Annotated in this window: 21 protein-coding genes and 1 pseudogene; 13 read left to right on the top strand and 9 right to left on the bottom strand. The window is 74.0% G+C overall.

Going from position 1 to position 22,054, the window contains the following annotated elements; translation table 11 throughout:
• Positions 1-14 precede the first annotated feature (14 nt).
• Entirely contained in the window at positions 15-1,352 is a 1,338-nt protein-coding gene (locus BLV76_RS20730; RefSeq protein ID WP_090971740.1) for a class II 3-deoxy-7-phosphoheptulonate synthase, read from the top strand.
• A 15-nt stretch (positions 1,353-1,367) separates the two neighbouring features.
• On the opposite strand, the gene BLV76_RS20725 is transcribed toward BLV76_RS20730, so the two are convergent.
• On the bottom strand, positions 1,368-2,534 hold the full coding sequence (locus BLV76_RS20725; RefSeq protein ID WP_090971738.1) for a hypothetical protein: 1,167 nt from the start codon (positions 2,532-2,534) through the stop codon (positions 1,368-1,370).
• A 65-nt stretch (positions 2,535-2,599) separates the two neighbouring features.
• Between BLV76_RS20725 and BLV76_RS20720 the strand changes: the two genes are divergently transcribed.
• Positions 2,600-3,601: a threonine aldolase family protein gene (locus BLV76_RS20720; protein WP_090971736.1), complete on the top strand. Its 1,002-nt coding sequence runs from the start codon at positions 2,600-2,602 to the stop codon at positions 3,599-3,601.
• On the opposite strand, the gene BLV76_RS20715 is transcribed toward BLV76_RS20720, so the two are convergent.
• The 4 genes and pseudogenes from BLV76_RS20715 to BLV76_RS23490 all read right to left on the bottom strand — a co-directional run.
• Positions 3,579-4,793, bottom strand: coding sequence for an NADase-type glycan-binding domain-containing protein (locus tag BLV76_RS20715; RefSeq protein ID WP_139306650.1), 1,215 nt, complete (start codon positions 4,791-4,793; stop codon positions 3,579-3,581). The two genes, BLV76_RS20720 and BLV76_RS20715, sit on opposite strands and share 23 nt — an antisense overlap.
• Positions 4,794-4,875: 82 nt before the next feature.
• Entirely contained in the window at positions 4,876-5,772 is an 897-nt protein-coding gene (locus tag BLV76_RS20710; protein WP_090971732.1) for a DMT family transporter, read from the bottom strand.
• A gap of 17 nt (positions 5,773-5,789) precedes the next feature.
• Positions 5,790-6,845: a Stk1 family PASTA domain-containing Ser/Thr kinase gene (locus BLV76_RS23495; protein ID WP_090973058.1), complete on the bottom strand. Its 1,056-nt coding sequence runs from the start codon at positions 6,843-6,845 to the stop codon at positions 5,790-5,792.
• A 204-nt stretch (positions 6,846-7,049) separates the two neighbouring features.
• A pseudogene (locus BLV76_RS23490) lies at positions 7,050-8,009 on the bottom strand (protein kinase domain-containing protein); the annotation flags it as partial.
• Between the two features lie 128 nt (positions 8,010-8,137).
• Between BLV76_RS23490 and BLV76_RS20695 the strand changes: the two are divergent.
• From BLV76_RS20695 to BLV76_RS20685, 3 genes are read left to right on the top strand one after another with little or no spacing between them, the layout of a single operon-like run.
• Positions 8,138-8,509: an Rv2175c family DNA-binding protein gene (locus BLV76_RS20695; RefSeq protein ID WP_090971730.1), complete on the top strand. Its 372-nt coding sequence runs from the start codon at positions 8,138-8,140 to the stop codon at positions 8,507-8,509.
• On the top strand, positions 8,509-9,036 hold the full coding sequence (locus BLV76_RS20690) for a guanyl-specific ribonuclease (protein ID WP_090971728.1): 528 nt from the start codon (positions 8,509-8,511) through the stop codon (positions 9,034-9,036). Before BLV76_RS20695 ends, BLV76_RS20690 begins: the two co-directional genes overlap by 1 nt.
• A 10-nt stretch (positions 9,037-9,046) precedes the next feature.
• On the top strand, positions 9,047-9,481 hold the full coding sequence (locus BLV76_RS20685) for a barstar family protein (RefSeq protein ID WP_090971726.1): 435 nt from the start codon (positions 9,047-9,049) through the stop codon (positions 9,479-9,481).
• A gap of 53 nt (positions 9,482-9,534) precedes the next feature.
• On the opposite strand, the gene BLV76_RS20680 is transcribed toward BLV76_RS20685, so the two are convergent.
• A complete protein-coding gene (locus BLV76_RS20680) occupies positions 9,535-10,623 on the bottom strand; it encodes a polyprenyl synthetase family protein (RefSeq protein ID WP_245734810.1) in 1,089 nt (362 codons plus the stop codon).
• A 64-nt stretch (positions 10,624-10,687) separates the two neighbouring features.
• On the opposite strand from BLV76_RS20680, the gene metF reads away from it, so the two are divergent.
• Together metF and BLV76_RS20670 are read left to right on the top strand one after the other, a co-directional pair.
• The gene (gene metF / locus BLV76_RS20675; RefSeq protein WP_217630411.1) at positions 10,688-11,590 is read left to right on the top strand and encodes a methylenetetrahydrofolate reductase [NAD(P)H]; all 903 of its coding nucleotides are present in this window, start codon (positions 10,688-10,690) and stop codon (positions 11,588-11,590) included.
• Positions 11,591-11,625: 35 nt separating this feature from the next.
• Positions 11,626-12,237, top strand: coding sequence for an SIMPL domain-containing protein (locus tag BLV76_RS20670; RefSeq protein ID WP_090971723.1), 612 nt, complete (start codon positions 11,626-11,628; stop codon positions 12,235-12,237).
• Positions 12,238-12,259: 22 nt separating this feature from the next.
• Here the strand turns inward: BLV76_RS20670 and BLV76_RS20665 are convergent, their stop codons facing one another.
• The 3 genes from BLV76_RS20665 to BLV76_RS20655 are packed head-to-tail and all read right to left on the bottom strand — an operon-like array spanning position 12,260 to position 14,650.
• Complete coding sequence (locus tag BLV76_RS20665) at positions 12,260-13,564, bottom strand: phytoene desaturase family protein (RefSeq protein ID WP_090971722.1); 1,305 nt, start codon at positions 13,562-13,564, stop codon at positions 12,260-12,262.
• A gap of 20 nt (positions 13,565-13,584) precedes the next feature.
• Positions 13,585-14,175, bottom strand: coding sequence for a DUF4126 domain-containing protein (locus tag BLV76_RS20660; protein WP_090971720.1), 591 nt, complete (start codon positions 14,173-14,175; stop codon positions 13,585-13,587).
• A 1-nt stretch (position 14,176) separates the two neighbouring features.
• Positions 14,177-14,650, bottom strand: coding sequence for a YbaK/EbsC family protein (locus BLV76_RS20655; RefSeq protein WP_090971718.1), 474 nt, complete (start codon positions 14,648-14,650; stop codon positions 14,177-14,179).
• Between the two features lie 60 nt (positions 14,651-14,710).
• On the opposite strand from BLV76_RS20655, the gene BLV76_RS20650 reads away from it, so the two are divergent.
• From BLV76_RS20650 to dinB, 6 genes are all read left to right on the top strand, one after another.
• Entirely contained in the window at positions 14,711-15,178 is a 468-nt protein-coding gene (locus tag BLV76_RS20650) for a hypothetical protein (protein WP_090971717.1), read from the top strand.
• A gap of 165 nt (positions 15,179-15,343) precedes the next feature.
• Positions 15,344-15,676 carry a DUF6504 family protein gene (locus BLV76_RS20645; RefSeq protein WP_090971715.1) on the top strand — a complete coding sequence of 111 codons (333 nt, stop codon included), beginning with the start codon at positions 15,344-15,346 and terminating at the stop codon, positions 15,674-15,676.
• Between the two features lie 10 nt (positions 15,677-15,686).
• Entirely contained in the window at positions 15,687-16,133 is a 447-nt protein-coding gene (locus tag BLV76_RS20640) for an SAV_6107 family HEPN domain-containing protein (protein ID WP_245734808.1), read from the top strand.
• An 11-nt stretch (positions 16,134-16,144) separates the two neighbouring features.
• Complete coding sequence (locus BLV76_RS20635; protein WP_090971713.1) at positions 16,145-19,999, top strand: DNA polymerase III subunit alpha; 3,855 nt, start codon at positions 16,145-16,147, stop codon at positions 19,997-19,999.
• Positions 20,000-20,042: 43 nt separating this feature from the next.
• Positions 20,043-20,780, top strand: a complete 738-nt coding sequence (locus BLV76_RS20630; RefSeq protein ID WP_090971712.1) for a class I SAM-dependent methyltransferase — start codon at positions 20,043-20,045, stop codon at positions 20,778-20,780.
• A 33-nt stretch (positions 20,781-20,813) separates the two neighbouring features.
• A complete protein-coding gene (dinB, locus tag BLV76_RS20625; protein WP_090971710.1) occupies positions 20,814-21,995 on the top strand; it encodes a DNA polymerase IV in 1,182 nt (393 codons plus the stop codon).
• Positions 21,996-22,054: the final 59 nt, after the last annotated feature.

Below are 22,054 nucleotides of genomic sequence, written 5' to 3'. Positions count from 1 at the left end.
CGTACCCTTGAGGGGTGAGTGCCATCCCCACCCTCGAGCAGTTGCACGCCCTCGAGCCCCAGCAGCAGCCGACCTATCCCGATGCCGGGGCGGTCGACGCGGCGGTGGCTCGACTGAGGACCGCGCCGCCGCTCGTCTTCGCGGGCGAGTGCGACGACCTCACCGAGAAGATCGCCGCCGTCACGCGCGGCGAGGCCTTCCTGCTCCAGGGTGGAGACTGCGCCGAGACCTTCGCCGGCGTCACCGCCGACAACGTCCGCAACAAGCTGCGCGTGCTGCTCCAGATGGCGGTCGTCCTGACCTACGCCGCCTCGGTGCCCGTCGTGAAGCTGGGCCGCCTCGCCGGCCAGTACGCCAAGCCGCGCAGCTCCGACATGGAGACGCGCAACGGGGTGACGCTGCCGGCCTACCGCGGTGACGCCGTCAACGGCTACGACTTCACCGCCGAGGCCCGGATCCCGGACCCACAGCGACTCGTCGACGTCTACAACAACTCCGCCGCGACCCTCAACCTGGTCCGCGCGTTCGTCACCGGCGGCTACGCCGACCTGCGCCAGGTCCACACCTGGAACACCGACTTCGTGCAGAACTCGCCCTTCGGCCAGCGCTACGAGGCCGTGGCCGACGAGATCGAGCGCGCGCTGACCTTCATGAAGGCGATCGGCGCCGACCCCGACGAGTTCCACCGGGTCGACTTCCACTCCAGCCACGAGGCGCTGCTGCTCGAGTACGAGCAGTCCCTCACCCGCATCGACTCGCGCACCGACGCCCCCTACAACGTCTCGGCGCACTTCGTGTGGATCGGCGAGCGGACCCGTCAGCTCGACGGCGCCCACGTCGAGCTGCTGTCGAAGATCAGGAACCCCATCGGCATCAAGCTCGGGCCGACGACCACCCCCGACGACGCGCTGGCCTACGCCGCGCGCCTCAACCCCGACAACACCCCGGGCCGGCTCACCTTCATCACCCGCTTCGGCGCGGGCAAGATCCGCGACGGCCTCCCGGCCCTCGTGGAGAAGGTCACCGCCGAGGGGCTCAACGTCGCGTGGGTCTGCGACCCGATGCACGGCAACACCTTCGAGGCCTCCTCGGGCTACAAGACCCGCCGCTTCGACGACGTCATCGAGGAGGTCCAGGGCTTCTTCGACGTGCACCGCAGCCTGGGCACCTGGCCCGGCGGCGTCCACGTCGAGCTCACCGGCGACGACGTCACCGAGTGCATCGGCGGCGGCGAGGAGATCGACGAGGCCGGCCTGGCCAACCGCTACGAGTCGGTCTGCGACCCCCGCCTCAACCGGGTCCAGTCCCTCGAGCTCTCCTTCCTCGTCGCCGAGATGCTGCGGAAGGCCTGAGGCAGCGGTCCGACCTCAGGGTGCGCCCTCGATCCAGTCGTCGGTGCGCACCCAGAGCCAGTCGATCCACGCCGCCTGGGCCACGAGCCCGATCACCACGACGACCGAGACCAGGGCGACCCGGGCGCGCGTGGAGCGCACCCGGGCCGACACGTCCGGGAACGGCCACGCGGTCGTCGAGGTGAGGGCGAGGTAGCGGAACACGCTCGTGGTCGGACGGCTCACCGCGAGGATGTAGAGCGGGTAGAGCAGCACCCACGCGCGCAGCTCCGGGCCCCAGGCCGCGGACGCCCGGCGCAGCGCCAGCCAGGCGAACCAGAGCACGACCGGCACCGACAGCACGAGGATCGCGAGGTCGCGGCCGGTGACGGCCGGGCTCAGCCAGGTCGCCCATCCCGACGCCCCGCCGTCGATCCAGGCTCGCTGGGTCTGGGCGTAGGCGTCGAGCTCTCCCGTGACGAGTCCGCACACGAGCGGCCACGCCGCGAAGGAGGCGGCGCTCCCCAGCGCGAGAGCGGCGTGGGTGACCATCTCCCGCGGTGGGAACGGGTCGTCGTGGCGCGCCCGCAGGCGCAGCAGCCACGTGACGCCGAGGACGGCCGCGACGGGCAGCGCCACCGGCCGCGTGAAGGCGAGCGCGGCGAGGAGGAGGGCGGCGTACGCATAGCGCTTGTGCCGCATGGCCACGAAGACCCCGAGGATCACGAGCAGCGCCATGCTCTCGGTGTACGCCGTCTGCAGCACGAGGCTGGTCGGGCCGAAGGAGAACGCCACGACGGTCAGCGCCGCGGTGAACCGGCCGGCGAGCGGGGCGAGGATCGTCCAGAGCAGCACGACGGCCGCTGCGCCGCACGCGGTGCTCACCAGGGTGGCGGCCAGGGGGAGCGGGATGCCGGTGCGGCCGAGGAGGCCCACCGTGCCGGGGTAGAGCGGGTAGAACGCCCACACGTTCTCGACGACGGCGCCGTCCACCCGGGGCAGGGCCCCGGGATAGCCGTGCGCGGCGATCTGGAGGTAGTAGCCGCCGTCCCAGTTCGACAGCAGGTCGAGGAACGACGCCCGCGGGCCGCCGGTCCCGGTCAGGCCGTGCTGGTCGCGGCCGAGCACCGCCAGGAGGACGGCGCTGGTGCAGCGGCCGAGCAGGTAGATCCCCAGCGGGAGGAGCCAGGCGCGGCGGTGCACGACCGCATGGTGTCATCCCGGAGGTCGCCCGGGAGCCGAAACCACGCGGCTGGTTGGATGAGTGGGTGATCGACCTGCGCTCCGACACCCTGACCAGGCCGACCGACGGGATGCGCGAGGCGATGGCCCGCGCGGAGGTCGGTGACGACGTCTACGGCGAGGACCCGACGGTCAACGCGCTGCAGGAGCGGGTGGCGGAGATGTTCGGTCACGAGGCCGCGCTCTTCACCCCGACCGGGTCGATGGCCAACGTCCTCGCGGTCGCCTCCGTGGTGGCTCCGGGCCAGGAGGTCCTCTGCGAGTCCTCGGCCCACATCGCCCGCGCCGAGCTCGGGGCGCACGGCGCGATCAGCGGCATCACCATGCGCACCTGGACCCACGCCCGCGGGCAGGTCGACCTGCCCGCGATCGAGTCGATGTTCGCCCCCGACATGGGGATGTACTTCGTCCGCACCGCCGCCATCTCGGTCGAGAACACCGGCAACTTCGCCGGTGGCGCGATCCTCCCGATCGAGGACCTGCGGGCCCTGCGGACCTGGGCCGACTCGGTGGGCACCCGGGTCCACGTCGACGGCGCCCGGCTCTGGAACGCGCACGTCGCGACCGGCACGCCGCTGGCCGACTACGGCCGCGTCGCCGACGTCCTCGCCGTCTGCCTCTCGAAGGGGCTCGGTGCGCCCGTCGGCTCACTGATGGTCGGATCGGCCGGCGCGATCGCGGAGGCCAAGGTGCGGCGCAAGCGGATGGGCGGCGGCATGCGCCAGGTCGGCGTGCTCGCGGCAGCCGGGGCGTACGCCCTCGACCACCACGTCGACCGGCTGGCCGACGACCACGTCCACGCCCGCCTGCTCGGCGAGGCCCTCGGCCTCGACCCGGCGAGCGTCGACACCAACATCGTGGTCGTCGAGCACCCGGACGCCGCGTCCTTCGTCGCCCGTGCCGCCGACGAGGGGGTGCGGATCTCCGCCGTGGGCCCGCGCGCCGTGCGCCTCGTCACGCACCTCGAGGTGAGCCGCGCCGACGCCGAGCGCGCGGCCTCCGTGCTCAGCCGGCTGCGCGGCCGATGACGGAGACCTCGCTGATCGCGGTGTAGTCGCGCCCGAGGTTGCCGCTGCCCGGCGGTGACACCGAGTCGAGCGTGATCTTCACGGTGCTCGTCTCGACCGGCGGCACCTTGAGCATCTGCAGGCCGGGGCGCTCGGCGAAGGTCTGGGTGGCCGTGCTGCCGTCGTCGAAGGTCCAGGTGACCGCCAGGATCCGACGGTTGTTGGGGTACCAGTCGACGCCGGCGACCTGCTTGGAGTAGCCGTTGACCAGGCCGACCCGGTAGACGACCGCCGGCTCCGGCAGCGCGACCGTGATGGTCTGGCCGGTGGCGTCGCCCTCGCTGCGCCACGTCGTGCTGGGGTTGCCGTCACCCATCTGCGAGGCCTCGTAGGCGACCATGTTGCCGTCGAAGTCCTGGGTCGGGGGAGCGGTGTCGGGCACCAGGAAGGTCGCCCCCGTGGCCAGCTGGATCCGCGGGCCCGTGCCGCTCGGCGCCTCCGTGGACGCGGGCGTGGTCTCCTCCGAGCCCGGGTCGGGGGCGGAGGTGTCGCCCGGCGCCGAGGTCTCCCCGGCGGTGTCGGTGGCAGTGGGGTCGGCCGAGAGGTCGTCGTCGGTGGCGAAGGCCCGGAGGAGGACGAGGACGAGGGCCACGAGCAGGGCGGCACCGGCCACCCACACGATCCAGGCGCGGCCGCGCACGGGGTAGTCGGGCTCGAGGTCGTCGACCTCCTCGTAGGGCAGCAGCTCCTCCTCGGGGTCCCAGGCAGTACGACGCCGGGCCGGGCGCTCGCGCGTGGCGCCCTTCGCCGCCCGGGTCCGCAGACGGGGCATGGTGGGCCGCTTCGGGCGCGCAGGCTTGCCGGGGGCTTCGGGCGCCGCCGGGGTCGCGGCGGGCGCCGCCACCGGGTCGGCGGCCTGCGCGGGGATCGCCGGCGCCGGCTGGACGGGCTGGACCGGCGCGGGCTGGACCGGCTGGGCGGGCGCCTGCCGCGGGGGCTCGGGTTGCGGGGTGGGCCTGGGTGCCGGCATCGGCCGCAGCGGCGCGGGCCGTGCCGCCGGGGCCTTCGGTGCCGGCTGGGGTGCGGGCTGGGGTGTGGGTGCGGGCTCGGGTGCGGGTGCCGGCTCGGGCGCCGGGGCGCCGACGGGGTGGCCGCAGTTGAGGCAGAACCGGCCCACTCCGAGGTCGGCTCCGCACGCCACGCACCTGTCCACAGGCCACACGATAGGGGGCGGGACCCACGTCGCGCCGCCGTCCCGCCCCGCGACGACACCCGTGCGGGGTCGGGGGCGGTCCTCAGACGGCGATGTGCGGGACCTCTCCCTCGACCACGCGACGGGGTGCGAGCTCGACGGTGAGCATCGCGACGAGCACCATCGCGCCACCGACGAGGAGCCGCGCGGTGAGGTTCTCGCCACCCAGCCAGACGGCGAAGAACGAGGCGAACACCGGCTCCATGCTCATGATGATCGCGCTGCGGGTCGGTGGCAGGTGGGCCTGTGCCCACGTCTGGCCGAGGAGGCCGAGCGCGCCGACGATCACGGCCATGTAGAGCACCGACATCCAGTCGGAGGTGCGGTCCGGCAGCACGATCCCGTCGGGTGCGGTGGCCAGGGTGCAGACCACGGCGATCACCATGACCTGCAGGGTCGTCATGCCGATCGCGTCCCGGGCGTTCGACCAGGCGCCGAGGCCGACGATGTGCAGGGCGTAGAGCACGGCCGAGGCGAGCGTGATGAGCTCGCCGTAGCCGATGCTGAAGCCGTTGAGCGCGAGCACCCCGAGGCCGACGGTCGCGAGCGCGACGGCCGCCCAGGTGATCGGCGGGATCCTCGTCCGCAGGATCACCGCGGCCAGCAGCGGGGTGCAGACGACGTAGAGCCCCGTCACGAAGCCGCTGATGCTGGCAGGCGTGTGAGCGAGGCCCGCGGTCTGGAGGATCTGCGCGACGCCGTAGAGCAGGCCGAGGACGGCGGAGTGGCGGCGCACCACGGGGGACAGGCGGCCGATCGCCCGGGGCGCCACGACGAGGAGCGCGAGGGAGGCGATCGCGAACCGGACGGCGAGGAAGTCGAGGGTCGGGACCCGGTCGAGCATGTCCTTGATGAGGAAGAACGTGCTGCCCCAGCAGGCCGCCAGGGCCAGCAGGGCGAGCGCCGCGAGCAGGGTCGTACGTCGGGTCTGCTCGGTCACCGCGAAATGCTAGGGCCTCAGATCAGGAACAGCGTGATCGTCGAACCCTTGGGGACCTCGTCGCCCTGCGCGGGGTCGGAGCTGTAGACGAAGCCGAGGCCGAGGTAGCTGTCGGCCTGCTCGGTCTCGACCACGAAGCCGAGGCCCTCGAGCAGCTCGGTGGCGGCCTCGACGCCCATCGCCCGCACCCGCGGCACCTCGACCAGCTCCGGCCCGAGGGAGACGACGAACGAGACCGTGTCGCCCTTGTAGAGGGTGCCGGTGGCGGGGTCCTGGGAGATGACGTCGCCCTCGGCCACGGTGTCGCTGTACTGCTGGTCGGCGACGGTGACCTGCAGCTTGCGGGCCTCCAGCGCGGCCTTCGCGTCGTCGAACGACTTGCCGGTCCAGTCCCGGATCGGCAGCGGCTTGCGGCCGCGGCTCAGCACCAGGTCGACGCTCGCGCCGGGCTTGAGCGTCGTGCCGACCTTGGGGGAGGTGCGGATGACCTGCCCCTCGGGCACGGTCTCGCTCCACCGGCCGACGCTCTTGCCGAACGCCAGGTTGGTCGCGGCCAGCGCGTCCTGCGCCTGGTCCTCGGTGCGGCCGGACAGGTCCGGCACGTCGTAGCGCTCGGGGCCGAGGGACAGCACGAGCGTGACCGTGCCGCCGCTCAGCACCTTGCCGCCCGGTCCGGGGTCGGTCGAGATGACGAGGCCGGGGTCGACGTTCTCGGAGTAGGCGGGGTCGCCGAGCGCGACGTCGAGCCCCGCGTCCTCGAGCTTGGCGGTCGCCGCCGCCTCGTCGAGCGTCAGCACGCCCGGCGTCGTCGTGTAGCGCGCCCAGCCGAACCAGTAGGCGCCGCCCGCGACCCCGGCGAGGAGCAGGACGGCGAGCAGCAGGACCAGCGGGCCCTTGACCGAGCGGCGGCGCGGGGCCGTCGCGACGGGCGCGACCTTGCTGGGGGACTTGCCCGGGGACGTGCCGGGGGACCTGCCGGAGGGCGTCGCGGGAGCACGGACGGGGGCGGGCGCCACCGGCACGGCGGAGGTCGGGACGTCGTCGCGGGGCGCGTCCGTGGGCGTCGTCCGCATCGGCTCCGTGACCGGGCCGCCGGCACGCTCGGGCGCCCCGGGCGGGACGAGGTGCCGCTCGAGCGCGGTCGTGCGGTCCGGCGTGCCGTCGTCGACGAGGCCGGAGTCGCGCGGGTCGACCTCGGTGAGCAGCGCCAGCGCGCTCGCGTCGAAGGGCTCGGGCGTCGTGTCGTTGCCCGGGTCGTCGTACTCCGACTGCGTTTCGGGCACCGGGCGCGGCCGCAGGTCCGCGGCGAGCTCGGGGTCGGCTGCCAGTCCCTCGCGCAGCGCCTGCTCGACGCGGTGCACGTGGTGGAGCAGCACGGTCGCGTCGGCCGGGCGCTGGTCGCGGTCGCGCGACGTGGCACGCGCGACGAGGGCGTCGACGTAGTCGGGGATCGCGGGCTGGAGGAGCGAGGGGAGGGGTACGTCGTGGTGCACGTGGCGGTAGGCGACCTGGATCGGCGACTCGCCCTCGTGCGGCTTGCGACCGGTGAGCAGCTCGTAGAGCACCACGCCGGTGGCGTAGACGTCGGCGCGGGCGTCGGAGCGGCCGTCGACGACGAGCTCGGGAGCGAGGTAGGACACGGTGCCGATCAGGACGCCGCCGGTGGCGGTGTGCTGGGTGTCGGCGCTGACCGCCTTGGCGAGGCCGAAGTCGGCGACCTTCACCTGGCCGCCGTGCGCCTCGTCGGCGATGAGCACGTTCTCGGGCTTCACGTCGCGGTGGATCAGGCCCGCCCGGTGGGCGGCGGCGAGCGCGGACACGACCGGCTCCAGCACGGCCAGCGCCCGGGTCGGCGGCATCGGCGACTCCTTGCGGACCACGTCGCGCAGCGTGTGGCCGGGGACGTACTCCATGACGAGGAAGACGGTGTCCTGGCCCTCGGAGGTGTCGTCGCCCTGGTCGTAGACCCCCACGACGTGCGGGTGGTTGAGCCTGGCCGCGGCGCGCGCCTCGCGCACGAAGCGGGCCGCGAACTCCTGGTCGTCGCCGAGACCGGGGTGCATCACCTTGACTGCCACGGTGCGGTCGAGGCGGGTGTCGGTGGCCTCGTAGACACTGGCCATGCCACCGCGCGCGATGCGGGGGCCGATGCGGTAGCGGCGGTCGAGGAGGCGGCCGACCAAGGGGTCGCCAGAGGCGCCGGGCGCTCGCGCGCGGGCGTGCTCGGGTGGCTCCACTGCTCGACCTCCAGCGCCGGACCATGGAGAGACGGGGAAGGATCCGGCGCTCCCACTCTACGGAAGTCCCACGCGCGGCCGCGCTCACGCGTGCGTGACCGGCGTGGCGCCGTGCCAGAATTCCGACCATGAGCAACGCCCCCCTCGCCGACCGTGACCTCGCCGCCCTCGTCCCCGAGTGGCTCGACTGGACCCAGGTGGCGGAGCTCCTGGGCGTGACGCCGAGCAAGGTCCGCAGCATGATCCGCGACCACGAGCTCGCCGCCGCGGTGCCCGAGCCGGGCGCCGGGTCGCGGGTGCCCGCCGACTTCATCCAGGACGGACTCGTCGTCAAGGGCCTGCCCGGGCTGCTGACCCTCCTGCACGACCACCGCTTCGACGACCGCGAGTGCATCGCCTGGCTCTTCACCGACGACGACCTCCCGGGACGCCCGATCGACGCGCTCCGCGAGAACCGCGGCAGCGAGGTCAAGCGGCGCGCGCAGGTGCTGGAGTACTGATGGCGGCGTCCGTGGGCCGGCAGCGCTACCGCTGGCTGGTGCTGCTGGTCTCGGCCGTCCTGCTGGTCATCTGGTTCCTCACCCCGGCCGGTCAGGACGACCCAGGCACCACGTCCACCGGCTCCGGGACCAGCTCCGACACGTCGACCGACGTGCCGCGCGACACCTCGTCCACCGCGCCGGGGTCGGCCGAGGAGACCACGACCTTCCCCGAGACCGGGCCTGCGGGCTCGGAGGACCCCGACAGCGGGCTGCCGATCGTGCGGGTCGACGACCTGCCGGCGCAGGTGGCCGAGACGATCGCGCTGATCGCGAAGGGCGGTCCCTATCCCGAGGGCCGCGACGGGATCACGTTCGAGAACCGCGAGGGGCTGCTGCCCGACCGGCCGCGCGGCTACTACAGCGAGTACACCGTGGCGACGCCGGGCTCGGACGGCCGCGGCGCGCGTCGCGTCGTGGCCGGTGACGGCGGCGAGCTCTACTACACCGGTGACCACTACGGGTCGTTCTCCCGGATCGCGTCGTGAGCGGGGCGGCATGAGCGGGCTGGCCGGTCTCCTCGCGGGTCACGAGCCGCCCGGGACCCACCTCTGGCACAGCGCGCTGGAGGCCGACGACGTGCGCCACACGGTGGAGCACGCCGGCTGGGCGTTCGGGCACGTCGACGGCTGGACCGGCGCCGACACCAGGGCGACGTTCCTCGCGGCGGTGGGTCGGGCCCTCGCCTTCCCCGCCCACTACGGGCAGAACTTCGACGCGCTCGCGGACTGCCTGTACGACGTCGGCAGCGGTGTCGACGGGGCCATCCTGCTCTGGGACGGCTGGGGCACCCTCGCCCGCGCCGACGAGCGCGCGTTCAGCGTCGCGCTGAGCGTCCTCGGCTCACGGTCGTACGCCGACCGCGGCGCGCCGTTCTCGGTGCTCCTCCGCGGCGAGGGACCCGACCTGCCGGGGATCACCAGCCTGGACTGACCTCCAGCGCGGCTGGGACACGGCGAGCGGAGCGAGCCCATCTATGGCGAGCCCTATACAGTCCGCTGCGTCGCGGCGGCGGCGAGCTCGGTGAGCACGTCGCGGGCGAGGGGGTCGACGTCGGCTGTGTCGAGGGCGGCGACAGCCCGGTCGGTGAGGTGGCCGATGACCTCCTCGACCTGGGCACGGGCGCCGGAGTCGTCGATGATGGCGCGCAGGTCGTCGACGTCGGCGGGGGCGAGCGGCGTACCGAGCGCGGCGTCGAGGCGCTCGGCCGCGGTGCGCGGGGCGGCGTCGAGGGCCAGGGCGACCAGCACGGTGCGCTTGCCCTCCACCAGGTCGTCGCCGGCGGGCTTGCCGGTCTCGGCGGGGTCACCGAACACGCCGAGCAGGTCGTCGCGCAGCTGGAACGCCTCGCCCAGGGGGAGGCCGAATCGTGAGAGCTGGTCGAGCTGCTGCGCCGTCGCGCCCGCGAGGCCGGCGCCGATGTGGATGGGCCGCTCGATGGAGTACTTCGCGGACTTGTAGCGCAGCACCGTCATCGCGGTGTCGACGTCGGCGCGGCCGCGGGCCTGCACGGAGACGTCGAGGAACTGCCCGGCGATGACCTCGGTGCGGCACAGCTCGAAGAGCGTGAGGCCGGGCGCGGTCGCCTCGGCGTCGAACCCGCTGTGGCGCAGGAGGTCACCGGCCCAGCCCAGCAGGAGGTCGCCGAGCAGGATCGCGGCCGCGGCGCCGTACTGCTCCGGGTCGCCGCGCCAGCCCGACGCGCGGTGCTCGGCCTCGAACGCTCGGTGCGTGGCCGGCCGGCCACGGCGGGTGTCGGAGGCGTCCATGTAGTCGTCGTGGACCAGCGCGCTCGCGTGCAGCAGCTCCAGCGAGGCGCAGGCCCGGGCGAGGGCCGCCAGGGCGTCGGGTGAGTCGGCCACGGCGGGATCGATCGCGCGGTGGCCCCAGTGGCAGAACGCCGCGCGGAACCGCTTGCCGCCGCGCACCGCCGTGCGCGCCTCGGCGACCAGCCGCCCCGCATCGGGACCCAGCGGCGCGAGCTCCGCCTCCCGCTCGTCGAGGAACACGTCGAGGGCCTGCTGGACCTGGTCGCGGAAGGGGGCGGGATCCCAGGTCGGCACGGTCCTCGTCACGGTGGCGAGCCTAGCCAGTGGACGGATTGCGGGAGACGGCGGATTCCTCCGTAGGCTGTTGCGCATGACGCACAGCCGGGACGTGGACCGGGACCTGAGCATGCGCGAGCTCCTGGCGCAGGGCGGCCGCTCCTTCTCGTTCGAGTTCTTCCCGCCGAAGGACGAGGCGGGCGAGGAGCAGCTCTGGCAGGCGATCACCGAGCTCGAGCCCTACGGCCCGACGTTCGTGTCGGTGACCTACGGCGCGGGCGGCACCACGCGCGACCGCACGGTCGCCATCACCGCGCGGATCGCCCGCGAGACCGACCTCCTCCCGGTCGCGCACCTGACCTGCGTCGGGCACACCACCCACGAGCTCGACGCGATCCTCGACGACATCAGCGAGGCCGGAGTGCGCCACGTGATGGCGCTGCGCGGCGACCCGCCCGGCGGCCCCGGATCGCCGTGGACACCGACCGAGGGCGGGCTGACCTACGCCGACGAGCTGGTCGCGCTGGTGCGTGAGCGCCACGGCCTGCGGGTCGGCGTCGCTGCCTTCCCCGAGGGCCACGTCGACGCCGTCGACCTCGAGCAGGACGCCAAGGTGCTGAAGTCGAAGCAGGACGCCGGGGCGGAGTTCGCGGTCACCGACATGGTGCTGCGGGCCTCGGACTACGTCGGGCTGGTCGAGCGGGCCCGGGCGGTCGGCGCCGACCTCCCGATCATCCCGGGGATCATGCCGATCCTGAACCTCCGCTCGATGGAGCGGATGGTCGAGTTCTCCCGCCGCGAGCTGCCGGAGGAGACCGTGGCCCGGCTCCAGCCGCTGGCCGACGACCCCGGGGCGCTGCGGGCGGAGGGCATCGCGATCGCCACGGAGCAGTGCGAGCAGCTGCTCGACGCCGGCGCACCCGGCCTGCACTTCTACACGCTCAACCGGTCGAAGGCGACGCGCGAGATCTTCGCGAACCTGAGCATCACGGTCTGATCGTTCCTCGGGGCCCGCGCGGCTACGGTGAGGCCATGAACTCCGTCACCGTCACCGGGACCGGCACCAGCCTCGTCGCGCCGGACAGCGCGGTCGTCCGGCTCGCGGCCGTCGCCCGCGGCGCCGGCGTGGCCGAGGCCTACGAGGCGATGTCGACGGCTGCGGCGTCCGTCGTCGAGGTGGCGCGGCGCCACACCGAGGAGCGCCGGGTCGCCTCGACCGGCATCACCGTCTGGCCGACCCACGACCGGGAGGGCCGGCAGGAGGGCTACGAGGCCCGCCACTCCTACGCCGTCGGCTGTGCCGACCTGGCCGGCGCGGGCGCCCTGCTGGGCGAGCTCGCCGCCGAGGTCGGCGACGCGCTGGCGATCGACAGCGTCGGGCTCGAGGTCACCGAGGACCACGGTGCCGCGGGCAAGGCCCGTGAGGCCGCCTTCCAGGACGCGCGCGAGCGGGCCGCCCAGCTCGCCCGGATGGCCGGCGCCGCGGGCCTCGGGCCGGTGCAGACGATCGTCGAGGGCGGGGCCGCCGGCGGACCCTCGCCGATGCCGAAGCTCGCGATGGCAGCCGACTCCGGCGGTGGGCTCGCGCCGGGCGAGACGACGGTCAGCGTGACCGTGACGGTCGTCTTCGAGCTGCTGCACTGACCGACCCGCTTGCGACACCGCGTTACAGCGCCCGGCCGACGATCTCGGCGACCAGGGCGGCGCTGAGGCCGGCGAACGGCAGCCCCGAGCCAGTGGTCGCATGGGCACCGGCGGTGAGCACTCCGGCGATCGGCGTACGCGGTCCGAGGCGGGTGCGGGCCGACCGCGGACCCTGCCACAGCACGCCGTGGGGCGACCCGCCCCAGGCCTCGACGAGGTCGCGTGGGGTGCGCTCGACGCGGGTGACGACCTGCGTGCGGACGTCGATGCCGCGCCGGGTGAGGGCGACGAGCACGTCCTCGTAGACCCGGCCGCGGGTGAGCACGGTCCACGCGGCGGCGCCGTCGGGTGCGCGGCCGCCGGTGCGGACGACCATCAGCGGCTCGCCGTGCACGACCACCTCGTGCGGCAGGTCGGGCACGTCGCCCTCGAGCCCGAGGTGGGTCACGACCGGCGGGAAGGCAGGCATCGTCCGGGCGGCGTACGACGCCAGCGCGGGGAGGCCGCGCGGGTCGATCGCGACGACCGCGAGGTCGGCCACGACCTCACCGCCGGCGACCGCCACGGCCACGACCCGGCCGTCGCGGACGACGAGGTCGGTCGTGGCCGTGCCCGTGTGGACGGTGACGCCGCGCAGGGCGAGCCGGTCGGCCATGGCCGTCCCGAGCGCGGCGAGCCCGCCGGGGACGGTCCACGCGCCGAAGCGCTGCTCGAGGTAGAGATCGACCCCCGCGAACACCGGGACGTCCCGCAGGCCGTGGCCGTCCATCACCAGCCGGTGGCCGGCGACGAGGCGCAGCCGCTCGTCGCGGAAGGTCCGGCGCAGCCGTTTGTGCAGTGACTCGCGCCGGTCGAGCAGCGCGGTCAGCTCACGCGGCGCGACGTCGGGGTCGTAGGGCCGCTCGAACCACTCCTTGCGCAGGAGCTCCCACGTGTCGGCGTACGACGCCACGTGCTCGACCCACTGCTCGCCGAGGCCCGGGCCGAGCTCGTCGACGGCCGCGAGCTGGGCCGCGCGCGACCCGCCGGGGAGGCGGAGGACCGTGTCGTCGGCGAAGCGGTGCTCGCGGACGAGGTCGAGCGGCTGCAGGTCGAGCTCGCGCTCCAGCGGCCGGCCGGACTTGCGGAAGAGGTCGCGCACGACGGCCGGGAGGAGCGTGCTCGTCGGCCCGGCGTCCCAGGCGAAACCGTCCTGCTCGACGCTGCCCAGCGCGCCACCGAGCCGGGCCGAGCGCTCGAGCAGCGTCACGTCGTGGCCCAGCTTGGCCAGCCGTGCGGCCGCGGCCATGCCGCCGAACCCGCCGCCGACCACCACCACTCGAGCCACGGGGGAACCCTAGGGCGTGGTCACGCCCTCTGGTGGAGAGGCTCCTTCTGCTTCCACCGCCGCCAGCCCCGGCGGACGAGGCGGCCGACGAGGAGCAGCATCACCAGGCCGAGCAGGAGCAGGACGCCGGCGGCGGCGGCCGCCGCCTGCGGGTGCTGCAGGGAGAACCAGACGACGCCGAGGACGGCGGCGTCCTCGGTGAGGCTCGCGACGACGTTGGTCACGGGCTCCGGGGAGGAGTTGAGCGCGAGCCGGCCGCCGGCCTTCGCGAGGTGGCTGAGCAGCGCGGTGCCGCCACCGACGACACCGAGCACGGCCTGGTCGAGCGAGGACGCGTCCCCCGCGAGCAGCACGCCGATCACCGCACCGGCGGTCGGGCGGATGGCAGTGGAGATCGCGTCCCAGGTGGAGTCGATGTAGGGGATCTTGTCGGCGATGAACTCCATCGCGTAGAGGAAGCCGGCCGCGGCCAGCACGTCCCACCGCCCCAGCACGTCGGGGATCTCGCTGAAGGAGCCGGCGCGGTCCGCGATGCCCAGCACCAGGACCACGAGGTAGGTGTTGATGCCGCTCGCCCACCCGCTCGAGAAGGTCAGTGCCAGGGCGTCCACGTCAGTCGACCTGCACCTCGACGGCGCCCGTCATCGACAGCAGCTCGTCGTACGTCGACGAGAACACGGCGGCCGGGTGGCCGGCGGCCGCCCAGACGACGTCGTGCTGCCGCAGCCACGGGTCGATCCAGGTGCGGACCGGCGCGGGGTGGTCGAGGGGGGAGACGCCGCCGATCACCTGGCCGGTGTGGCGGCGCACGAAGTCGGGGTCGGCGCGCTTCAGCCGGGCCACGCCGATCCGCTCGGCGACCGCCTTCGTGTCCACCCGGTGGGCGCCCGAGGTGAGGATCAGGACCGGCTCGCCGTCGCTGTCGAAGAGCAGGCTGTTGGCGATCGCGCCGACCTCGCAGCCGAGTGCCACCGCGGCGAGTGCCGCAGTGTGGGCGCTGTCCGGCAGGATGACCACGTCACCGGTGCCACCACGCCGGGTGAGCTCATCTCGAAATGAGGTGATGGACGCGTGCTCGGTCGACATGATGTGAGCGTAGCGACGACGACGACGAGCACCGACAACCACTACAGGGGAGTTTCCACGATGGCGCGCGACCTGCCCGGATCCGTGGTCAACAGCGTGCGGGTGCTGATGCTGATCGTCGCCACCGCCGCCGTGATCACCGTGCTGATCTGGCTGCTGCGCGACGACGTGATCCTCGGCTGGGCGCGGGGCAACCCGTCCGCCCAGGAGATCCTCGCCCAGGGCGGGATCGACCAGCTTCGCGACAGCCCGATCGTGCCCGGCTTCGTCGCACTGTCGGTCGTGGCGTTCGTCGGCTTCACCCTGCTCGCCATGGTGCTCGGGTCGTTCCTCCTCGGGGGCCACGGCTGGGCGCGGATCGTGCTGACCGCGACGGCCTTCGTCGGCGTGCTCGTCGGCGCGGTGGCCCTCAAGTCGCACCTGCCGGCGATCTTCGTCGTGCTCTCGGCGCTCGTCATCGTCGAGGGACTGGTGCTCTCGTTCCTGCTCTGGCGGCGCGAGACCACGGTCTTCCTGCGCGACGTCTGACCCGTTCTTCGGGATCCGGTCCGTCTCCCTTGACGGGCTGTCGGTGCCGGGTAGTACCGTTCTCGGTGTTCGAACAAATGTTCGATGCGACCCGGGTGGCGGTGACCTCGACCCCCACCTCCGCCCGGGTCGGCCCGGGGTCGACGGATGTGCTGAGGAGGCGCGATGAGGCAGTACGACGACCCCGTCGAGGTGCGACGGGACGACGCGGAGGACCCCGAGCAGTTCCTGTGGCGTGGCCGGCTCTGGAAGGTCCGCGCGGTCGTCGCGCACTGGATCGAGACCGGTCCGTGGTGGCAGGGCGCGAGCGGCCGCGCCGAGGAGGAGGCCGGCGGCTCGCTGGTCGACCTGGTCACCGAGCGCGAGCTCTGGCGGGTCGAGGCCGGCCGCGGGATCCCGGTCGACGAGCGGGAGAGCCAGCGGGAGACCTACGGCGTCTTCGACCTGTCCTTCGACTGGACCGACGGGCGCTGGCAGCTCGTCGGCTGCCAGGACTGAGGGCCGCGACGTGACCAACCACCTGGACCAGGCGGGCGCACCCCAGACCCTCTTCGCCAGCCCGCACATGCTGCCGGCCACCGCCCACTCCTACCTCGAGCGCTCGGCGACCTCGCTGCGCGACTCGATCACGGCACGCGACGTGCCCACCCGCTACGCCTGTGCCCACGTCGCCGCGCTGTGTGCGGCGGCGGCGCTCCTCGCGGCCCGGGCGAGGCCGGCACCGCGGGCGCGGCGCCAGAAGAACGCGTGGGTGCTCCTCGCCGAGGTCGCGCCCGAGCTGACGGAGTGGGCGAGCTTCTTCGCCGCGGGGGCCGCCAAGCGGGCCGCCGCGGAGGCGGGCTCGACGCGCGCGGTCACCGAGCGCGAGGCCGACGACCTCGTGCGCGACGCCGACCGGTTCCTGGCGGTGGTCGAGCAGGCGCTCGGCCTCGTGCCCCACGCCAGCGTCGCCTGAGCGCGGTCGAGGTGTCGGACCCGTTCGTCCACCTCCACGTCGCCTCGGGCTTCTCCTTGCAATACGGCGCCTCCCACCCGCACACGCTGGTGGAGCGGGCCGCGGAGCAGGGGATGGACACCCTGGCCCTCACGGACCGCGACGGCGTCTACGGCGCCGTCCGGTTCGTGCGGGCCGCCCAGCGTGCCGGCATCCGGCCGGTGCTCGGCGTCGACCTCGCGGTGGCGTCGACGGGTGCGCTCGGAGGTCCGGGTCGCGATGGCGGCGGCGCCGCCCGTCGTCGTACGCCGGCGCGGGGCGGGGCCCTGCGCGACACCTCACCCGAGCAGGGCGGCCATCCCCGGGTGACGTTCCTGGCCAGCGGGCGGGCCGGGTGGGCGGCGCTGTGCCGGATGGTGTCGGCCGTCCACCTGTCCGGCGAGCGCGGTCGTCCCGTCGCGACGCTCGAGGTGCTGGCGCCCTGGCTCGGCGGCGGCGACGTGCTCGTGCTGCTCGGCCCGTCCTCCGAGCTCGGCCTCGCCGCCACCCGACGGCGCGACGACCTCGGGCTCGCGGCGATCGCGCCGTGGCTCACCGTCGCGCCGGCCGGCAACGTCGTCGTCGAGCTGGTCTCGCACCGACTCGGCGGTCGCCGCGGGGAGTGGGGACCGGGCACCGCGCCGCACGCCGCCCGGATGGCCGGCATCGCCCGGACGGCCGGCCTCACGACCGTGCTGACCAACGCCGTCCGCTACGCCGACCGCCTCGACGCCCCGACCATCGACGTCCTCGACGCCGCCCGGCGGCTCGTGCCGATGGGCTCGGCCAGCCTCCGCGACGTTGGTCCCGCGGGTGTGCGCGGCAACGCCGAGGGCTTCCTCAAGTCCGGCAAGCAGATGCAGGAGGTCGCCGAGGAGGTCTGCCGTCTGGCCGGGCTCGGTGACGGCGAGGTCGAGGCCGGGCGCCTTCTCGCCCGCACCCGGCTGGTCGCCGACCGGTGCGCGCTCGACCCGCGCGCCGACCTCGGCATCGGCGAGGTGCACCTCCCCGAGCTCGAGCTGGCGCGAGGGGCGAGCCTGCTCGCGTCCCGCGATGACGGGCGAACGACGTCTCGACAGCAGCGCGCCGATGCCCTGCTGCGCCACCGGTGCGAGGCGGCGATCGGGTGGCGCTACGGCAACGGCCCGATGCAGGTCGTGTGGAAGCGCATCGACGACGAGCTCGAGATCATCGCGACGCTGGGCTACGCGTCCTACTTCCTCACCGTGGCCGACGTCACCGACCTGATCGGCGCGATGGGCATCCGGCGCGCGGCGCGGGGGTCGGGTGCCGGCAGCGTCGTCAACTACCTCCTCGGCGTCTCCGGGGTCGACCCGATCCGCCACGGGCTGCTGATGGAGCGGTTCCTCTCGCCGTTGCGGGTCTCGCTGCCGGACGTCGACATCGACGTCGAGTCCGCGCGGCGCGAGGAGGTCTACCGCGCGATCCTCGACCGCTTCGGGGGCGAGCGGTGCGCGGCGGTCTCGATGATGGACACCTACCGCGTGCGCCACGCCGTCCGCGACGTCGGTGCCGCGCTCGGCATGCCGCCCGGCGAGGTCGACGCGATCGCCAAGGCCTTCCCGCACATCCGCGCCCGCGATGCCCGGATGGCGCTGCGCGACCTGCCCGAGCTGCGGGCCAGCGGACTGGGTGACGGAGCGCTCGACCACTTCTTCGGCCTCGTCGAGCGGCTCGACGGACTGCCCCGCCACATCGCCATGCACCCGTGCGGCGTGCTGCTCTCCGACGCCACACTGCTCGACCGCACGCCGGTCGAGGCCTCGTGGGCGGGCTTCCCGATGAGCCAGTTCGACAAGGACGACGTCGAGGACCTGGGCCTGCTCAAGCTGGACGTCCTCGGCATCAGGATGCAGTCGGCGATGGCCCACGCCGTCGCCGAGATCTCCCGCGTCGACGGCGTCGAGCTCGACCTCGACGACGAGGTGCAGGTGCCCTTCGACGACACCACGACCTACGACCTGATCAGCTCGGCGAAGACCCTCGGCGTCTTCCAGATCGAGTCACCGGGCCAGCGCGAGCTCGTCGGCAAGTCCGGCATCGAGTCCTTCGACGACATCATCACCGACATCTCGCTGTTCCGGCCCGGCCCGGTCCAGAGCGACATGGTCACCCCCTACCTCGAGGCCAAGCACGGGTGGACCGAGCCCCACTACCTCCACGACGACCTGCGTCCGATCCTCGCGGGCACCCGCGGCGTGGTCGTCTTCCACGAGCAGGTCATCGAGATCATCGCCCGGTTCGCCGGGGTCCTCAACGACGAGGCCGACGAGGTGCGCCGGACGCTCGGCACGACCTCGGGGATGGCCACCACGAAGACCTGGTTCTTCGCCCGCGCCGCCGCGCGCGACTACGCCGAGCCGGTCGTCGCGCAGGTCTGGACGATCCTGGAGGCGTTCGCGTCGTTCGGCTTCTGCAAGGCCCATGCGGCTGCGTTCGCGCTCCCGACCTACCAGTCCGCCTGGCTCAAGGCGCACTGGCCGGCCCACTTCCTGGCGGGCGTGCTCACCCACGACCCGGGCATGTACCCCAAGCGCCTGATCCTCGACGACGCGCGCCAGCTCGGCGTGGGAGTGCTCGGGCTCGACGTCAACGCCAGCGGGTCGCACTACGCCGTCGAGCGCGGCGCCTCCGAGGAGGGGCACGCGATCCGGCTCTCGCTCACCGACGTCAAGGGGATCAGCGAGGCCGAGGTCGCGCGGATCGTCGAGGCCCGCGACGGCGCCCCCTACGTCTCGCTGTCCGACTTCTTCCACCGGGCGCGGGTGTCGCGGCCGATCCTCGAGCGGCTGGTGCTGGCGGGCGGGTTCGACGGGGTCTACGGCATCGGCTCCGGCGATCGCACGCTCACCCGCCGGGGCAGGGTGACCCGGCGCGACCTGCTGCTCCAGGTCGCCGAGCTCGACCTGCACGCGCGCTCGCTGGAGCGGGCCTCGCGCGCCCGCGGCCTGTCCCGTGGCCGCGCTCCGCTCCCGGCCACCGTCACGGCCGCCGAGGCCGCGCGGCGCAACAGCTCCGACCCCACGACGCGGGCCGCCGCCGACTCCACGGAGCGGCACGCGCTGGCCGACGGAGGTGTCTGGGCACGAGCCGCCGCACAGTCGCGGGCGAGCCGCCCGGTCGTCGAGGCCGAGTCGGTGCAGCTCACCCTCCGCCTCGGCGACGAGCCCGGCGAGCCGGGGGAGCGGCCGACGGGGCTGCCGGAGATGACCAGCGTGGAGCGGATGCGCGCCGAGCTGGAGATCCTCGGCCTCGACGTCAGCCAGCACGCTATCGCCGGCTACGACCCGTTCCTCGACGCGCTCGGCGTCACCCGCAGCCGCGACCTGCTGCAGCGCCGCAGCCGGTCCGAGCTGCTGGTCGCGGGGGTCAAGGTCGCCACCCAGACCCCGCCGATCCGGTCCGGGCGCCGCGTGGTCTTCCTGACCGTCGACGACGGCACCGGCCCGGTCGACGCGACGTTCTTCGAGGACGCCCAGGGTCCCTACGCCGCCACCGTCTTCTCGTCGTGGCTGCTGCTCGTGCGCGGCGAGCTGCGCCGCACGGGACGCCGCGGCGTCTCCGTCCGGGCCACCGGCGCCTGGGAGCTGCCGCTGCTCCACGCGCTCTGGCAGCGCGCCCGCACGACCGAGGAAGGCGTCGACCTCGTCCGCGCCGAGCTCACGCGTCGCCACGAAGCGGTGGCCGAGGAGCCGCCGCACCGTCGCGTGCTGGTCCACAGCAGCGGCTTCCAGCTCTCGCCCTACGCCGACGTCCGGCCCGCCGGCGACGCGGTGCGGGACGTCGCGCGCCACCTGTGGCACCGCAGCCCTGGGAGCCCGGGATGACGGCCTGCCGGTCGCGCACCGGCCTGCCACTAGGGTTGCCCGCATGGCCCAGCCCTCTGCCAGCGACCGTCGCCAGTCCGTCCGCGCCGGCGTGGTCTGGGACGGCGTGCGCCAGCTCCTCGAGGCCGACGGCAGCGAGCACGCCCGCATCGTCGACATCGGCGGCGGCACCGGAGGGTTCGCCGTTCCGCTGGCCGAGCTCGGCCACACGGTCCAGGTCATCGACCCCAGCCCCGACGCCCTCGCCTCCCTCGACCGCCGCGCCCGCGAGCGGGGCGTCGCCGACCGGGTCACCGGACAGCAGGGCGACCTCTCCGACCTCGCCACGCTCGTCGACGAGGCCGACCTCGTGCTGTGCCACGGCGTGCTCGAGATGGTCGACGACCCGGCGGCCTCGCTGGCCTCGATCGCCGGAGTGCTGCGCCCGGGCGGCCACCTCAGCCTGCTCGTCGCCCAGCGGCACGCCGCGGTCGTCGCGCGCGCCATGGCCGGGCACTTCCAGGCCGCCCGCGAGCTGCTCGAGGGCGAGGCGACCGAGGGGGCCGCGGGCCGGGGCGGACGGCGGTTCACCCACGACGAGCTCGTCGGCCTGCTCGGTGCCGCGGGTCTCGACGCGTCCTCGGTCCAGGCCGTCCGGGTCTTCGCCGACCTCGTGCCCGGCAGCCTGCTCGACCTCGAGCCCGGTGCGACCGCCGCGCTCGTCGAGCTCGAGCGCGCCGTGGCGACCCGTGCGGAATACCTCCCCCTCGCCACGCAGCTGCACGTCATCGCCACGCGCTGAGTCCGGGCGACGCCCGGCCGACCGGGGTGCGGCATGACCGACACCCCGATCCTCCACGTCGACATGGACGCGTTCTACGCCTCCGTCGCGCTGCGCGAGCGCCCCGACCTCGTCGACCAGCCGGTCGTGGTGGGCGGCAGCGGGCGGGGTGTGGTGCTCGCCGCCAATTACGTCGCCCGGCGCTACGGCGTGCGCTCGGCGCTGCCGATGACCCGCGTACGCCGCCTGTGCCCGCACGTCGTCGTGCTGTCACCCGACTTCGACACCTTCACCAGCGTCTCGGCCTCGGTGATGGAGACCTTCCGCGAGGTCACGCCGATCGTGCAGGCGGTCTCGCTCGACGAGGCGTTCCTCGACGTCCGCGGCTCGACCCGGCGGCTCGGTCCACCGGCCGTCATCGCCGAGCAGCTGCGCTCGACGGTCCACGACGAGCAGGGCATCACCTGCTCGGTCGGCGTCGCCGCCACCGTCTCGGTGGCCAAGCTGGCCAGCCGGCGGGCCAAGCCCGACGGCGTGATCGTGGTGCGCCCGGGCGAGGTGACGACGTTCCTCCATCCGCTCGACGTCGGCGAGCTCTACGGCGTGGGGGAGAAGACGCAGGCGCTGCTGCAGCGCTTCGGCCTGCTCACCGTCGGCGACGTCGCCCACACGCCGCTGCGGACGCTCCAGCGCGCCGTCGGCCACCACCTCGGGAGCCACCTCCACGACCTGGCGTGGGGCACCGACAGCGCCGACCTCACCCCGTCCGCCGGACCGCACGAACCCGAGCGGTCGATGGGTGCCGACGAGACCTTCTCCCGCGACACCGACGACCGTGAGGTGATCGTCCGCGAGCTGCTCCGCCTCTCGGCGCGGGTGGCGGGCCGGATGCGGTCCGCCGGCGTCGCCGGGCGCACGATCACCCTCAAGGTCCGCTTCGCCGACTTCACCACCATCACCCGCTCGCGCACGATGCCCGAGGCCACGGACGTGACCGTCGAGATCCACCGAGCCGTGACCCGTCTCTTCGACGCGCTCGGTCTCCAGCGCGCCCGCCTGCGCCTGGTCGGCGTACGCGTCGAGGGGCTGGTGCCACGCTCCACGGTCCACCGCCAGCTGGTGCTCGGCGAGCCCGAGCACGGCTGGGCGGAGGCCGACCGGGCCGTCGACCTCGCCACCCGGAGGTTCGGATCGGCGGCCGTCCGGCCGGCGAGCCTGGTCGTGGAGAGGGCGTGAGAGGTGTCTTGGGGGTCCTGCCGAGGAAACCTGATGCACCCGCAGGGGGTGAATTTTCG

The organism is Nocardioides exalbidus, from assembly GCF_900105585.1.
Lineage (GTDB): Bacteria > Actinomycetota > Actinomycetes > Propionibacteriales > Nocardioidaceae > Nocardioides > Nocardioides exalbidus.
Note: the sequence above shows the minus strand (reverse complement) of the source record. Positions and strands in the feature narration are given on the sequence as shown.